Source organism: Microbacterium ginsengisoli, from assembly GCF_000956535.1.
GTDB classification, from domain to species: Bacteria; Actinomycetota; Actinomycetes; order Actinomycetales; family Microbacteriaceae; genus Microbacterium; species Microbacterium ginsengisoli.
Genome location: NZ_JYIY01000080.1, coordinates 269,814 through 284,880 on the forward strand (window position 1 = coordinate 269,814; position 15,067 = coordinate 284,880).

Below are 15,067 nucleotides of genomic sequence, written 5' to 3' on the forward strand. Positions count from 1 at the left end.
ATGCCGCGGCCCGGTGCCGTCCGGTTCGCGGTCACGCCCGCACGAAGCGCGGCTGGCGCGGTGGGCGCCGAGGGTCCGGGGGCGCGGCGAGCGTGCCGTCGGGCGCGATGTGGTCGAGCATCGCCGCGACCACCGCGACGATGTGCGGATCGTCGACCCGATAGAGCTGCCGGCGTCCCTGCCGGCGTGCGCTGACGACACCGGCGGCGCGCAGCTTCGCGAGCTGCTGGCTCGTCGCGGGGATCGTCGCCCCGGTGCGCTCAGCGAGGGTCGTGACATCCGATTCGTCGTCCGAGAGCAGCCACACCAGGTGCAGGCGGCCCGGAACCGACAGGAGGTCGAACGTGTCGGCGGCCGCGGCGAGCTGCGCTACCGCGGCCGGCCGATCAACGGTGCGAACCCGGGCGTCGGGATGGTGTTCCAGTCGTTCGCGCTCATGCCGTGGCTGACCGTGCAGGGCAACGTCGAGCTGGGACTGGCCGCCCGCTCGGTGTCGGCCGCGGAGCGCCGTCAGCGCGCCCTCGACGCGATCGACCTGATCGGTCTGGACGGCTTCGAGTCGGCGTACCCGCGCGAGCTCTCCGGCGGCATGCGCCAGCGCGTGGGGAGCGCGCGCGCCCTGGTGCTGCGCCCGGACGCGCTGCTCATGGATGAGCCCTTCTCGGCTCTCGACGTGCTCACCGCCGAGAACCTGCGCAACGAGGTGATGTCGCTGTGGGCGCAGCCCGACTTCCCGACGAAGTCGGTCTGCATCGTGACCCACAACATCGAGGAGGCGGTGCTCATGGCCGACCGCGTCTTCGTCCTCGGCTCGACCCCGGGCACGTGCGCGCCGAGGTCGAGGTGCCGCTCCCCCGCCCGCGCGACCGGCGGCATCCGCTCTTCGCCCAGACCGTCGATCGGCTCTACGCCCTGCTGACCGGCACCGGCCCCGGTGCTCCCGGCACGGCGGCCGCGCCTGTCGCCGCCACTCCGCTCAGCGCGCCGCTGCCCGACGTGTCCGTGGGCGGGCTCGCCGGCCTCGTCGAGATCGTGCACTCGCACAACGGCCAGACCGACCTGCCCGACCTCGCCGACGAGCTGTCCTTCGAGGTCGACGACCTCCTTCCCCTCGTCGACGCGGCCGCCCTGCTCGGGTTCATCGAGGTCGACGGGGCGCAGCTCTTCCTCACCGAGGACGGTCGCGCCTGGGGACGCGCGGACATCCAGGAGTCGAAGAAGCTGTTCGCACGCCTCAGCGCGGCCCACGCCCCGCTCGTGCGCACGATCCTCACAGCGCTCGAGAACAGCGACGACGGCGCCCTGCGCGACGACTTCTTCCTCGACCTGCTGCGACGCGGCTTCTCGGGGGCGGACGCGCGGGTGCAGCTGGACATCGCGATCCAGTGGGGTCGCTACGCGGAGCTCTTCGACTACGACGCCGACTCGGGCGAGCTCGTGCTCGGCGAGGTCGCCGCCGCGTTCGGGGTGTGACCCCGACCGAGCGGCGCACCGCTGTTGCGGAGCCGGTTCAGAACTCGCCGTAGACGGCGAGCGTGTTCGCCGCGAGCTGTGCGCACAGCTCGTCGAGGTCGGTCTCGAGCGTCTCGGCCATGAACCGCACGGTCAGCGGCACGAGGTACGGGGCGTTCGGGCGACCGCGGTAGGGCGCGGGCGTGAGGAACGGGGCATCCGTCTCGACCAGGATGCGATCGCGCGGCGCCACGCGGAGGGCGTCGCGCAGGTTCTCGGCGTTCTTGAACGTGACGTTGCCCGCGAAGCTCAGCCAGTAGCCGCGGTCGGTCGCGACCCGCGCCATGTCGGCGTCGCCGGAGAAGCAGTGGAACACGGTCTTCTCCGGGGCGCCCACACGGTCGAGGGTGTCGAAGACGGCCTGGTGTGCGTCGCGGTCGTGGATCTGCATGGCGATGCGGTGTCGCTTCGCGATCGCGATGTGCGCCTCGAAGCTCTCGACCTGGGCCGCGATGCCGTCCTCGCCGGTGCGGAAGAAGTCGAGTCCGGTCTCGCCGACCGCGCGCACTCGGGGCTGGGCGGCGAGGGCGTCGATGACCTCGATCGCCTCAGCAAGGCGTCCGGCGGCGGCGTACTCGGGCGCCTCGTTCGGGTGCAGGGCGACGGCGGCGAGCACCCGGCGGTCCTGCTCAGCAGCCCACGCACACCACTGCGACGACTCGATGTCGCCGCCCACCTGCACGACGCCGGCGATGCCGACGGCCTCGGCCCGGTCGAGCTGCTCGACGAGCGTCAGCGGGGAGTCGCCGTCGGCGATCTCGAGGTGCGTGTGGTTGTCGTAGACGGCGACGGCGAGGGGTTCCGGCGCGTCGGGATAGCGCAGGTCCTTGCGCCCGTCGGCCGTGCGCTCGCGCACGTACTGGCTGGGATCGCTCGGAACCTGCGCGCTCACGCGGTCTCGACCCGCGGGAAGAGAGGAGCCAGCCCGTTGACCGATGTGCCGGGACGAAGGATGCCCCAGCTCCCCGCCGCGCGCAGCGGCTGGTCGACCAGGCGCCCCAGGCTCTCCGCGGCGCCGAGTGCGATCCAGAGCTTCTCTGTCGCGATCGGGGTGACCGGGCTCAGCAGCACGGCGAGGGCCCGCAGCCCCTCGGCTGCCGTGTAGAGCACGGTGCCGAGCCGCTCGCGGTCGCCGTCCTCCTTGGCGAGCACCCAGGGCTCGTTCTCGGTGATGTAGCCGTTGAGGGCGTCGACGATGGTCCAGATCGCGGCGATCGCCTCATCGATGCGGAACCGCTCGATGGCCGCATCGGCGTTCGCCGCGGCATCCGCCACGATCTTCTGGATCTCGAGATCGCCCTCCGCATACGCGGCCGGCGGCGGCACGATGCCCTCGACGTAGCGCTCGATCATCGCGATCGTGCGGGAGGCGAGGTTGCCGAAACCGTTGGCGAGCTCGGCCTGGTAGCGGGCGGAGAGGTCCTCCCACGAGAACGAGCCGTCCTGGCCGAACGCGATCGCCGACAGGAAGTAGAAGCGGTACGCGTCGGAGCCGAACGTGTCGGTGATCTCGGTCGGCGCGATGCCGGTGAGCTTCGACTTCGACATCTTCTCGCCGCCGACGAGCAGCCAGCCGTGCGCGAACACGCCGCGCGGAACCTCGAGACCCGCCGCGAGCAGCATCGCCGGCCAGATGACCGCGTGGAAGCGCAGGATGTCCTTGCCGACCACGTGGAACGCCGGCCACCGGCGCTCGAACTGGGTCTCGTCGGCGCCGTAGCCGACGGCGGTCGCGTAGTTCAGCAGCGCGTCGACCCACACGTAGATGACGTGGGTGTCGTCCCACGGCACCTTGATGCCCCAGTCGAACGCGGAGCGCGAGATCGACAGGTCCTTCAGGCCCGAGCGCACGAAGGAGATGACCTCGTTGCGCGCCGACTCGGGACGGATGAAGTCGGGGTTGTCCTTGTAGAGCTTCAGCAGGGGCTCGGTGAACTCGCTGAGCTTGAAGAAGTAGTTCTTCTCCTGCAGCAGCTCGAGCGGCTTGGAGTGGATCGCGCAGACCTTCAGACCCTCGAACGGACCGGTGCCGTCGACGATCTCACTCTCGGGCTTGAACTCCTCGCAGCCCACGCAGTACAGCGCCTCGTACTCGCCGGCGTAGATGTAGCCGCGGTCGTAGATGGCCTGCACGAAACGCTTGACGCCCTCCTCATGCCGCTCCTGGGTGGTGCGGATGAAGTCGTCGTTCGAGACGTCCAGCGTCGTCAGCAGCGGGAACCACGCCTCGCCGACCAGCTTGTCGACCCACTCCTGCGGGGTGACGCCGTTGGCGGCCGCGGCGCGCAGCATCTTCTGCCCGTGCTCGTCGGTTCCCGTCAGCATCCAGGTGTCATCGCCCGCCTGGCGGTGCCAGCGGGCAAGGGTGTCCACCGCGACGGTCGTGTACCCGTGGCCGATGTGCGGCACATCGCTCGGGTAGTAGATCGGCGTCGTGATGTAGAAGGAGGAACCGGACGTCACCCATAGATTCTAGAAGGGCCGGATGCCCCTCCTCGCCGTTGTGACGGCCTCTTCAGCCGCGGCGCGCGAGGGCCGCTTGGTACAGGTCGCGGGAGGCGAGTCCCGTCTCGGCGGCGACGGCGGTCGCGGCATCCTTCAATCGGGTTCCCGCCCGGTCGAGCTCGACCACCCGCGCGACGGCGCCGTCGAGGGAGACGGAGACCGGCACCGCACCCGCGACCACCACGACGCACTCCCCGCGCACGCCCGCCTCCGCCCAGGCGGAGAGCTCGGCGAGGCCGCCGCGTACGACCTCCTCGTGCAGCTTCGTGAGCTCGCGGCACACGGCCGCGCGGCGGTCTCCGCCGAACGCCGCGCCCATGTCGGCGAGCGTCGCAGCCAGGCGGGTCGGCGCCTCGAAGAACACCATCGTGCGGCGCTCGCCGGCGAGCGCGCCGAACGCCGACGCCCGCTCCCCGCTCTTTCGCGGCACGAAGCCTTCGAAGGTGAACCGATCGGTCGGGAGGCCGGCGAGCGCGAGGGCGGTGACGACGGCGGACGGACCGGGGATGACGGTGAGCTCGACGCCCTGTGCGACGGCCTCGGCGACCACGGCGTAGCCCGGGTCACTCACTGTCGGCATACCCGCGTCGCTGAGCAGCACGACCTCTCGGGTCGCGGCGAGCGCCGCGACCTCGGCGGCCTTCTGCTTCTCGTTGTGGTCGTGCACCGCGATCAGCCGCGGGCGGTTCTCGATGCCGAGGCCGGCGAGCAGGCGCTGGGCGGTGCGGGTGTCCTCGGCGCAGATGACCTCGGCGGCCTCGAGCACTTCTCGCAGCCGCGTCGACGCGTCGCCGAGGTTGCCGATCGGAGTCGCCGCGAGCTTCAACACCGCCCCAGCATAGGCTGGTGCCCGTGAGCCGCACCGCGCCGCCCCTCCTCGAGAACGCACCCCTCTCCCGCTACGACCGGTGGGCGATGCGCGTGCGCGCCGATGCCGCCCTGCAGCGTCGGATCTCGTGGCTGGCGCCGCTGCTGGTGACCCTCCTCGCGGCCGTGCTGCGCTTCTGGAACCTGCAGAACCCGCACGCGATCGTCTTCGACGAGACCTACTACGTCAAGGACGCATGGAGCCAGTGGAACCTGGGCTACCCCGCCAACTGGCCCGCCAATGCGAACGGCGCGTTCGAGCAGGGCGTGACCGACGACTACGAGACGTCCGGCAGCTTCGTCGTGCATCCTCCGCTCGGCAAGTGGATCATCGGACTCGGCATGTGGATCTTCGGCCCGGCGTCGTCGTTCGGCTGGCGATTCTCGGTCGCGCTGCTCGGCACGGCCACCGTGCTGCTGGTCTACCTCGTCACGAAGGCGCTCACCCGGTCGGTGGCCGCGGCCACGATCGCGTCGCTGCTGATGGCGATCGACGGGCTCGCGATCGTGATGAGCCGGGTGGCGCTCCTCGACGGCATCCTCACCTTTTTCGTGATCCTCGCGTTCTGGTTCGTCCTCCTCGACCGCGCGTGGTGCGATCGCCGGTTGGGCGCCCGGGACCCCGACCGGCCGAGCGCGTGGGGCCGGCTGCTCTGGAACCGCCCGTGGCTGCTCGCGGCCGGTGCCGCAGCGGGCGCGGCGACGGCCGTGAAGTGGTCGGGGCTGTACGTCATCGCCGCGCTCGGTGTCTACGTGGTCATCTCCGACGCGGTCGCCCGGTGGCGTCTCGGCATCCGGATGTGGCACCTCGACGCCGTGCGGCAGGGGCTCTGGTCTGCGGTGCTGATGCTGCCTGTCGCCCTCGTCGTCTACGTCGTCTCGTGGACGGGGTGGCTCGTGACGGCCGGCGGCTACGACCGGCAGTACTCGGGCGCGCCGCCTGCGGGGCTCGCCGCCCTCCTGCCGCAGCCGCTGCAGAACCTGTGGGTGTACCACGGCGCGATGTACGGCTTCAACGTGAACCTGCACACCCCGCACAGCTATCAGAGCCCGGCCTGGGAGTGGCCGCTGCTCATCCGCCCCACCTCGATGTACTGGGAGCAGGGGGCGAACGGCGTGCAGGCGATCTCGAGCATCCCGAACCCGCTCATCTGGTGGGCGGGAATCGCCGCCGCGATCTATCTGCTGGTGCGGTTCGTCCGGAGACCGGATGCGGCGGCGGGCTTCGTGCTCGTCGGGATCATCGCGACGTATGTGCCGTGGCTGCTCTACCCCGACCGCACGATCTTCCAGTTCTACACGATCGTGATGCTGCCCTTCCTCGTCATCGCGGTCGCTCTGGCCGCGCGCGACATCGCGGGCGGTCCGGATGCCTCTCCCGCCCGGCGACGCTCGGGGCAGGGCGTGGTCCTCGTCTTCCTCGGGGTCGCCGTCGTGCTGTCGGCCTTCTGGTACCCGGTGTGGACGGCCATGCCGGTGCCCTACGACTTCTGGCGCCTGCACAACTGGATGCAGAGCTGGATCTGACCCGGCACGGATGAACCCGCGGGGCTCGACGCGGGTGGATCGGATGTCGCGGCGCGACCGTCAGGCGACGGCGCCGTCGGCCGCGTCGTCTTCGCGGAGCGAGAGCACCTCGTCGGCACCGTTCTCCACGGCGACGGGGATGGCGACTGGGCGCCCGCCCGTGAACGCGTCGTGCTCGCGCGCCAGAACGGCCTCGATCTCGGTGCGGGACCTCGCCGGGTGGCGGTCGAGGAGCCGATCGACGCTGCCCGCGTAGGAGGTGAGCTCGTAACCGTCCACGACGAACGGCAGCTCGGAATCGGGGGTCACGCTGTCATCCTCCCAGCCCGCCGGTCGCGGGTCGAATGTCCGTCGGGTAGGAAACTGGATTGGCTACACGCCTCGTGAACGACCCTCGGGCCGCGTTCTCAGCGTCGCGCGCCCGCGTGGGCTCCCGGCTGCACCTGATCGACCGCCGCCTGCAGGCGGGCGAGCGTGTCGAGCACCACGAGGGTGTCGTCGGGGCTGAGGTCGATGACCGCGTCGAGCATGCGGTCGTGCATGTCACCGAGGGTGCGACGCACCTCGTCGTCGCTCTCCGCGGTCGGCACGACGTAGATGCTGCGGCGATCACTCTCATGGCGTTCCCGCCGCACATGGTTCGAGCGCTCGAGTCGGTCGATGATCGCGGTGACCGCGGCGGTCGAAGTGCCGAGGTAGCGGGACAGCTCACCGGGCGAGACCGAACGGCCCTCCTGCTGGGCCTTGAGCAGGTAGCGCAGCACGAGCAGGTCGTTCTCGCCCATCGACATCGCCTCGCGCGTGCGACGACGCATGGCGACCTCGGCGGCGCGGTAGAGACGGAACGCCTGCAGCAGGTGGACGGCCCGCGCGCGACGCGCGTCCTCCGTGTCGGCGTACCAGTACCCGCTGTCGTCGAACTCGGTGGTGGGCATGCTCCGATGATAGAGGCGAGGGATGCGTCTCACCCGGCGACGCGCATCTCGCGTGGCGCGTCGTCGTGGGGCGCGAGCTGGTTCATGGTGCGCAGGTGCTTGCGCTCGAGGTATGACGCCGCCTCGGCCTCCGGCATCACCGTCAGAGTGCCGGTCGAGTCCTCGCTCTCGCCCATCGCCTGGATCCAGAGCCGGTTGAGCGAGGGCATCCTGCTGCCGGCGGCGATGAACTGCAGCGGGATGGCCGGCGACACCCAGAGGTTGCGCCGCGATCCGAGGCCGGGTTCATCCACCGGCATGCTCACCATGAACGATTCCCCGCGTCGCAGACGGGTGGCGACGGCGAGTCGCAGGTGCTCGAGGGTGCGGTCGTCGACCTGGATGCCGCCCCCGTTGCCGTAGAACATGGTGCCCATGAGTCATCCTTTCGTTCGCTGGCTGAGTATCTCACTAGATTAGCTAAATCAGCAAACCATCGCGGGTAGACTGCTCCGCGAGGAGGCGGCGACGTGAGCGCGTACACGACGGACCCCGAGCGACTGCTGCGCTCGCTCGCGGGTATGCAGCGCGCACTCGGCGACGCGGAGCGCGACGTGCGGCGGCGCCTCGGGCTCGGCGGACGCGACCTCGATCTCGTGCGGCTGCTGCTCGACGCGGAGGAGGCGCGGCACGCTGTCACCCCGAGCGAGGTGGCCCGCACCCTCGACGCATCGAGCGCGGCAGCGACGGCCATCATCGACCGGCTCGAGAACACCGGGCTGCTCCGCCGCGCGGCGCATCCGAGCGACCGGCGCAGCATCGTGCTGGAACCCACCATCCCCGCCGACTCCCCCGTGCGAAAGGTGCTGCGCGCCGCGCACGAGCACCAGCTCGAGGCCGCGGCCAGCCTCTCGGACGTCGAGCGCGACGCCCTCGCCCGCGCACTCGACGGCTTCGTCGCTGCACTGAACGAAGGCGTGGTCGACGACGACGACCCCGCCGGCGGCGGGCGTCCCCGCCGGTAGGATGTGACGGCCATGCCCCCCGCGCAGCCCGTCATCGTCTACCCGGCCGAGCTGCCCGTCAGTGCCGCGCGGGACGAGATCGCCACAGCGATCCGCGACCACCAGGTCGTCATCGTCGCGGGCGCGACCGGTTCCGGCAAGACCACCCAGCTGCCGAAGATCTGCCTCGAGCTCGGCCGCGAGAGCATCGCCCACACGCAGCCCCGCCGGCTCGCGGCGCGGACGATCGCCGAACGCATCGCGCAGGAGCTGCGGGTCGAGGTCGGCGGTCTCGTCGGATACAAGGTGCGCTTCACCGACCAGGTGACCGATGAGACCCGCATCGCGCTCGTCACCGACGGCATCCTGCTCAACGAGATCCACCGCGACCGGCTGCTGCGCCGCTACGACACGATCATCATCGACGAGGCGCACGAGCGCTCGCTCAACATCGACTTCCTGCTCGGCTACCTGCGACGCATCCTCCCGCAGCGTCCCGACCTGAAGGTCATCGTGACGTCGGCGACGATCGACCCCGAGAGCTTCGCGCGTCATTTTTCGGATGCCGCGGGCTCCCCCGCGCCCGTCATCGAGGTGTCCGGCCGCACCTACCCGGTCGAGGTGCGGTACCGCCCTCTCGTCGCCGAGCTCCCCGACGATGCGGACGATGCCGACGACGAGGATGCGGCCTCTCCCCCCGGCGACGCCGACGAGGTGTCCGCGATCGTGGCGGCATTGCGCGAGCTCGATGCCGAGCCCCGCGGCGACGTGCTCGTGTTCCTCCCCGGCGAGGCGGAGATCCGCGATGCGGCCGATGCCGTGCGCGCCGCCTTCGCGAGCGACCGCTCGCCGACCGAGGTGCTGCCGTTGTACGGGCGTCTGTCGGCCGCGGAGCAGCACCGGGTGTTCGAGCCGTCGACCGTCGCAGGACTCCGACGCCGCGTCATCCTCTCGACCAACGTCGCCGAGACGAGCCTCACCGTTCCGGGCATCCGCTACGTCGTCGACACCGGCACCGCCCGCATCTCGCGCTACAGCGCCCGCTCGAAGGTGCAGCGCCTGCCGATCGAGGCGATCTCGCAGGCGTCGGCGCAGCAGCGCTCGGGCCGCGCGGGCCGCACGGCGCCGGGCGTCGCCATCCGGCTCTACGCGGAGGCCGACTTCGACCGCCGGCCCGAGTTCACCGAACCCGAGGTGCTGCGCACCTCGCTCGCGTCGGTCGTGCTGCAGATGCTGGCGCTCGGCTTCGGCGACATCGCCGAGTTCCCGTTCCTCACCCCGCCGGACTCCCGCGGGGTCACGGCGGCGGTCGACCTGCTCGTCGAGCTCGGTGCCGTGACCCGGTCCCGCGACGGCATCCGTCTCACGAAGGTCGGCACCCGGCTCTCCCGCCTCCCGATCGACCCGCGCTTCGCCCGCATGCTCATCGAGGCGGAGCGCACCGGCGTCGTCGCCGACGTGCTGCCGATCGTCGCGGGCCTGTCGATCCAGGATGTCCGCGAACGCCCCGAGGAGCGCCGCGAGGAGGCCGACCGGCAGCACGCCCGCTTCACCGACCCGACGAGCGACTTCCTCACGCTCCTGAACCTCTGGCGCCACCTGCGGGCCCAGCAGTCCGCGCTCGGCTCGAGCGCGTTCCGCCGCGCGTGCCGCGCCGAGTTCTTGAACTACGTGCGGGTGCGCGAGTGGTTCGACGTGCACCGGCAGCTGAGCGCCCAGATCGGCGGGACGCACAGGACGACGGATGCCGCGGCCGACCCGGTGGCTGTGCACACGGCCATCCTCGCGGGGCTCCTGTCCCACATCGGCATCCGTGACGACCGGCTCGCCGGCTCCGCACCGCCGAAGGGACGCCGCCCGGCGGCCGAGTACCGCGGGGCGCGGGGGGCGCGCTTCGCGATCTTCCCCGGCTCGGGCGTGAGGGCCAAGGCTCCCGACGCGGTCATGGCGGCCGAGCTGGTCGAGACGAGCAGGCTGTACGCCCGCACGGCCGCGGCGATCGATCCCGCCTGGGCGGAGGCCCTCGCGGGCGACCTCGCGAAACGTCAGCTCAGCGACCCGCACTGGTCGAAAGATGCCGGCGCCGCCGTCGCAGCCGAGAAGGTGACGCTGTTCGGGGTCGAGATCATCCCGCGCCGCCGGGTGCAGCTGGCCCGGTTCGATCGGGACCTCGCCCGGGAGCTCTTCGTGCGGCACGCGCTCGTCGAGGAGGACTGGGACCCGACACGCCTGGGCAAGACGCTCACCGCCTTCGCTCGACGCAACCTCGACCTGCGACGCCGACTCGAGAAGGTCGAAGAGCGCGAGCGTCGACGCGACATCCTCGCCGGCGACGAGGCGGTGTTCGCGTTCTACGACGCCCGCATCCCGCGCGACGTGTTCGACCTGCGCTCGTTCGAGACGTGGTGGAAGGATGCCGCGTCCCGCACCCCGCACCTGCTCGACCTGCGCGAGGACGACCTGCTCGACGGGTCCGGCACGGCCGCCGCCGGCGACTTCCCCGCGCGGTGGACGCAGGGCGACCAGGTGCTGCAGCTCGCCTACCGCTTCGAGCCGGGCGCTCCCGACGACGGCGTGACGGCGATCGTGCCGCTCGCCCTGCTCGCCTCGCTCCAGCCCGCGGGCTTCGACTGGCAGGTGCCCGGGATGCGCGACGAGCTGATCGCGGCCCTCATCCGTGCCCTCCCCAAGGTCATCCGCCGCCACGTCGTACCGGCCGCCGACTTCGCCGCGCGGTTCGCCGAGGAGATCGCCGCCGACGCCCCCGAACATCACGACGGACTCCCGGCGCGCTCCCTCGCCGAGGCGCTCGCCGACCGCATCCGACGCGTCGCCAGCCAGCCGGTGTCGGGCGCCGACTTCGAGCTCGACCGCGTGCCCGCCCACCTCGCCGTGTCGTTCCGCGTCGTCGACGATCGCGGCCGCGCGGTCGGCAGCGGACGCGACCTCGCCGACCTGCAGTCCCGCCTCGCCGACCGCGCGCGCTCCTCGGTCGCGCGATCCCTCGCGCGCGGGCCACAGGCCGCGGCATCCGCACCCGTTCCCGGGCCCCGCCAGACGGGGCCCGTCGCGGGCGGCTTCGTCGAACGCGCCGGTCTCACCGACTTCGACCTCGACGTCCTGCCCGAGCTCGTCGACAGCCGGGTCGCCGGTGGCACGGTGCGCGGCTACCCCGCGCTCGTCGATGAGGGCGAGAGCGTGGCGCTGCGCATCCAGGCGACCCCGGAGGCCGCCGCCCGCGCCACGCGTGACGGTGTGCGGCGCCTGCTGCTGCTCGCCGTACCTTCCCCCGCCGCCTACGTGCTCGAGCACCTCACCGCCACCGAGAAGCTCGCCCTTGCCGCATCGCCCTACCCGAGCGCCCGGGCGCTCGTCGAGGATGCCCGCGGCGCCGTCGCCGACGCCGTGATCGCGCGGCACCCCGGCGGCATCCGCACCCGCGAGGCCTTCACCGCCGCGCGCGACGCGTTCTCGTCCGAGGTGACCGATGCGCTGTTCGCCGCCGTCTCGCTCACCGCGCGCATCCTCGTGCTCGCGCGCGACGTGGAGCGGGCGCTCAAGGCGCAGACGTCGATCACCCTCATCGCCCCGCTCGCCGATGTGCGCGGCCAGCTGGCCGGCCTCGTGCACCCCGGGTTCGTCTCGGCGACCGGCCTCGACCGTCTCGCCCACCTCCCCCGCTACCTCCAGGGGTCTCTCGACCGCCTCGCCGCCCTCGGCGACAACCCCGGCCGCGACCGGCAGCGCCAGACCGAGTTCGAGCGCGCGGCAACCGCCTACGCCGACGCGGGCGGCACGCTACCGCTGCCGCCCGGAGCGCCGGCCCCGCTCGTGCGGGCGCGGTGGCTGCTCGAGGAGCTGCGGGTGAGCCTGTTCGCCCAGCGCCTCGGCACGGCCGAGTCGGTCTCTCTCCCGCGCATCGTCAAAGCCCTCGCCGGCGACTCCTGACACGCGCGGACACACGAAGGTGCGGCACAAAGATCGAGCCGCGACAATGAGCGCATGACGCTCCCCGAACGCTCGCTCGCGACGGCCCAGGTGCAGGCGGGCTACGACCCGCGCACCGAGGTGCACACCGCCGTGCCGCCGATCTACCAGTCCGCCGCGTTCGCGTTCTCCTCGCTCGCCGAAGCGCGTGACCTGTTCGCACTGCGCAAGAACGGCGACATCTACTCGCGCGCTGCGAACCCCACCGTTCTCGTGCTCGAGGAGCGCATCGCCGCTCTCGAGGGCGGCATCGCTGCCGCAGGCGTCGCCTCGGGACAGGCCGCGGTCGCTCTCTCCCTCCTCGCCCTCGTGCACCAGGGACAGCACATCGTCGCCGCCAGCCAGCTCTACGGCGGCACCGTCGACCTGCTGCACGACACGTTCCCCGACTGGGGCATCGAGGTGACGTTCGTCGACCAGGACGACATCGACGCCTGGCGCGCGGCCATCCGTCCGACGACGCGCGTGCTGTTCGCGGAGTCGGTCGCGAACCCCCTCGCCCAGGTGCTGCGGGTGAGCGAGGTCGCCGAGGTCGCCCACGCGGCGGGGCTTCCGCTCGTGATCGACAACACCGTGGCGACCCCGGCCCTGCAGCGCCCGAAGGAATTCGGCGCCGACATCGTCGTGCACTCGGCGACGAAGTTCCTCGGCGGTCACGGCTCGACCCTCGGCGGCGTGATCGTCGACCTCGGCACGTTCGACTTCACGGCGCACCCCGAGCGCTGGCCGCAGCTGACCGCGCCCTACGCGCGCACCGGCGGCGGCAGCCTCGTCGAACGGTTTGGCGAGCGGGGGTCGCCCTTCATCGCACTGATCAAGACGAAGTACGTGCACGACCTCGGTCCGACGCTGTCGGCGACGAGCGCCTTCCAGCTGCTGCAGGGCGTCGAGACCCTCGACCTGAGGCTCGGCCGGCACAGCGAGAGCGCCGAGAAGGTCGCGTCCACCCTCGCCGACCACCCACGCATCGCGAAGGTGCACCATCCATCGCTCCCCGACAGCCCGTGGCACGCGGCGGCCCTCGCGTACCTTCCGCGGGGTGCGGCATCCGTGTTCTCCGTCGACCTCGTCTCGACCGGGGACGCCGACGGCGACTTCGCCCTCGTCGAGCAGTTCGTCGAGCGGCTGCGGCTGCTGCGGCTCGTCGCGAACATCGGCGACGCGCGCAGCATGGTCGCCCACCCGGCGTCCATGACCCACAGCCACCTGACGCCCGACCAGCGAGCCGTGGCGGGCATCTCCGAGACCACCGTGCGACTGTCGATCGGCCTCGAGGATCCCGACGAGATCATCGCCGACCTGGTGCAGGCGCTCGGCTGAGACCCGACCGCCGCGGCGACGCGGGCCCGGCCGGGCGGCCGCGCAGCCTCCGGCGCGATCCCGCCGCCGGCTTCGACGTCAGCTCGCGCGCAGCAGGTCGCGGTAGAACTCGATCCCGCGCAGCCAGACCTGCACGCGGATGCGCTCGTCGGGAGCGTGCAGGCAGTCGCGCTCCGCGCGCGTCAGGTGGAACGGCGTGAACCGGTAGACGTGCTCGCTGATCGCGGTGAAGAACCGCGAGTCGCTCGCCCCCAACTGCACGTACGGGGTCGCCAGCACGTCGTCACCGAGAGCCGACCGGACGGCGGCCGAGAGACGCTGCCACGGCTCACCGCGCCACGGCGAGACCGGCGACGGGTTCGACGCGCGGAACACCTCGACCTCGACCCGGTCGTCGCGCACGGCGCGACGCACGTGCCGGGTGACTCCCTCGACCGTGTCGCCCGGGAGAAGGCGGATGTTGACGACCGCCCTGGCGCGCGTGGCGAGCACGTTCTCGCCCGTCGCCCCGCTCAGCTCGGTGACGACGGCCGTGGTGCGAACCAGCGCGTTCGTCTCGGGACCGAGGAGTGCCAGCGCCCGGGAGAGCACGGGCCCCGTCCACCCGAGCGAGCGGAACACGGCGGCGAGCGCCGGCGGCGCCGCCTGCGCGGCCGTGGCGAACATCGCGCGCACGGGCGGGGTGATGCGAGTGCGGAACGGGGTTCGGCGCAGACGATCGATCGCGCGCGCGAGCCGAGCGGTCGCGGGCATCCGCGGCGGTGTGGAGGCGTGCCCGCCGGCCTCGGCGACGGTGAGCGTGAGGGTCATGACGCCGCGCTCGGCGACGCCGATCACCGCGGTCGGCCGCGTCACGCCCGGCAGCACGCCCTCGACGACGGCGCCGCCCTCGTCGAGCACGAGGCCGGGCCGCACGCCGCGTTCGTCGAGCACGGCGACGATCGCGCCGGCGCCGTCGCCCGCGGTCTCCTCGTTGTGGCCGAAGGCGAGGTAGACGTCGCGCGCGGGCGAGAACCCGTCCGCGAGCAGGGCCTCGACGGCCTCGAGGATCGCCACCAGCGCGCCCTTGTCGTCGATCGCGCCGCGGGCGCGGATCGTCTCGTCCTCGCCCTCGCCGAACACCGTCGGATCGAAGGGCGGGGTCGTCCACTCGGCGGGGTCTGCGGGCACGACGTCCTGGTGCGCCATGAGCACGAGCGGGGCGCCGGAGCTGCGTCCGGGCCAGCGGATCAGCAGCGCATGGCCCGCAACGAGCTCGACCTCGAGCCGCTCGTGCACGAGCGGGTAGAGCTTCGCGAGCGCCGAGCGGAAGGTCGCGAAGACGCCCCAGTCGACCGCCTCCTCGTCGACCGACGACACCGTCGGGATGCGCAGCAGCTCGATGAACCTGTCGATCGCGGTGGTCACCCCCCGAGCCTACGACCGCGCACC

General features: G+C 72.0%; 14 protein-coding genes. 6 read left to right on the forward strand and 8 right to left on the reverse strand.

The annotated features are described in order from the left end of the window. Positions 1–31: 31 nt before the first annotated feature. Positions 32–307 (reverse strand): ArsR/SmtB family transcription factor, encoded by a 276-nt coding sequence (locus RR49_RS14615; protein WP_342666965.1) that lies wholly within the window; start codon positions 305–307, stop codon positions 32–34. A 3-nt stretch (positions 308–310) separates the two neighbouring features. Between RR49_RS14615 and RR49_RS16005 the strand changes: the two genes are divergently transcribed. Further along, entirely contained in the window at positions 311–919 is a 609-nt protein-coding gene (locus tag RR49_RS16005; RefSeq protein WP_048808813.1) for an ABC transporter ATP-binding protein, read from the forward strand. Continuing rightward, the gene (locus RR49_RS16000; protein WP_245610992.1) at positions 826–1,473 is read left to right on the forward strand and encodes an AAA-associated domain-containing protein; all 648 of its coding nucleotides are present in this window, start codon (positions 826–828) and stop codon (positions 1,471–1,473) included. The genes RR49_RS16005 and RR49_RS16000 overlap by 94 nt, the downstream gene beginning before the upstream one ends. 37 nt (positions 1,474–1,510) lie before the next feature. Here the strand turns inward: RR49_RS16000 and RR49_RS14625 are convergent, their stop codons facing one another. Genes RR49_RS14625 through rsmI form a run of 3 tightly spaced genes read right to left on the reverse strand, consistent with a single transcriptional unit; the run spans position 1,511 to position 4,846 of the window. Further along, on the reverse strand, positions 1,511–2,404 hold the full coding sequence (locus RR49_RS14625) for a TatD family hydrolase (RefSeq protein WP_045248641.1): 894 nt from the start codon (positions 2,402–2,404) through the stop codon (positions 1,511–1,513). Continuing rightward, positions 2,401–3,975 (reverse strand): methionine--tRNA ligase, encoded by a 1,575-nt coding sequence (gene metG / locus RR49_RS14630; protein ID WP_045248640.1) that lies wholly within the window; start codon positions 3,973–3,975, stop codon positions 2,401–2,403. Before metG ends, RR49_RS14625 begins: the two co-directional genes overlap by 4 nt. A gap of 52 nt (positions 3,976–4,027) precedes the next feature. Continuing rightward, positions 4,028–4,846 carry a 16S rRNA (cytidine(1402)-2'-O)-methyltransferase gene (rsmI, locus tag RR49_RS14635; RefSeq protein ID WP_045248639.1) on the reverse strand — a complete coding sequence of 273 codons (819 nt, stop codon included), beginning with the start codon at positions 4,844–4,846 and terminating at the stop codon, positions 4,028–4,030. Between the two features lie 23 nt (positions 4,847–4,869). Between rsmI and RR49_RS14640 the strand changes: the two genes are divergently transcribed. Continuing rightward, positions 4,870–6,411 carry a dolichyl-phosphate-mannose--protein mannosyltransferase gene (locus RR49_RS14640; RefSeq protein ID WP_045248638.1) on the forward strand — a complete coding sequence of 514 codons (1,542 nt, stop codon included), beginning with the start codon at positions 4,870–4,872 and terminating at the stop codon, positions 6,409–6,411. A gap of 60 nt (positions 6,412–6,471) precedes the next feature. Here the strand turns inward: RR49_RS14640 and RR49_RS14645 are convergent, their stop codons facing one another. The 3 genes from RR49_RS14645 to RR49_RS14655 form a co-directional block, all read right to left on the reverse strand. Beyond that, on the reverse strand, positions 6,472–6,720 hold the full coding sequence (locus tag RR49_RS14645) for a three-helix bundle dimerization domain-containing protein (protein ID WP_045248637.1): 249 nt from the start codon (positions 6,718–6,720) through the stop codon (positions 6,472–6,474). A 98-nt stretch (positions 6,721–6,818) separates the two neighbouring features. After that, positions 6,819–7,346: a MarR family winged helix-turn-helix transcriptional regulator gene (locus RR49_RS14650; protein WP_045248636.1), complete on the reverse strand. Its 528-nt coding sequence runs from the start codon at positions 7,344–7,346 to the stop codon at positions 6,819–6,821. Between the two features lie 29 nt (positions 7,347–7,375). Further along, entirely contained in the window at positions 7,376–7,762 is a 387-nt protein-coding gene (locus RR49_RS14655; RefSeq protein WP_048808811.1) for a DUF7882 family protein, read from the reverse strand. 93 nt (positions 7,763–7,855) lie between these two features. On the opposite strand from RR49_RS14655, the gene RR49_RS14660 reads away from it, so the two are divergent. From RR49_RS14660 to RR49_RS14670, 3 genes are read left to right on the forward strand one after another with little or no spacing between them, the layout of a single operon-like run. Further along, entirely contained in the window at positions 7,856–8,350 is a 495-nt protein-coding gene (locus RR49_RS14660; RefSeq protein WP_048808810.1) for a MarR family transcriptional regulator, read from the forward strand. Positions 8,351–8,362: 12 nt separating this feature from the next. Further along, complete coding sequence (gene hrpA / locus RR49_RS14665) at positions 8,363–12,277, forward strand: ATP-dependent RNA helicase HrpA (protein WP_045248635.1); 3,915 nt, start codon at positions 8,363–8,365, stop codon at positions 12,275–12,277. A 54-nt stretch (positions 12,278–12,331) separates the two neighbouring features. Next, positions 12,332–13,636, forward strand: coding sequence for an O-acetylhomoserine aminocarboxypropyltransferase/cysteine synthase family protein (locus RR49_RS14670; protein ID WP_045248634.1), 1,305 nt, complete (start codon positions 12,332–12,334; stop codon positions 13,634–13,636). A 78-nt stretch (positions 13,637–13,714) separates the two neighbouring features. Here the strand turns inward: RR49_RS14670 and RR49_RS14675 are convergent, their stop codons facing one another. Beyond that, entirely contained in the window at positions 13,715–15,043 is a 1,329-nt protein-coding gene (locus RR49_RS14675; RefSeq protein WP_045248633.1) for a M20/M25/M40 family metallo-hydrolase, read from the reverse strand. Between the last annotated feature and the right edge of the window lie 24 nt (positions 15,044–15,067).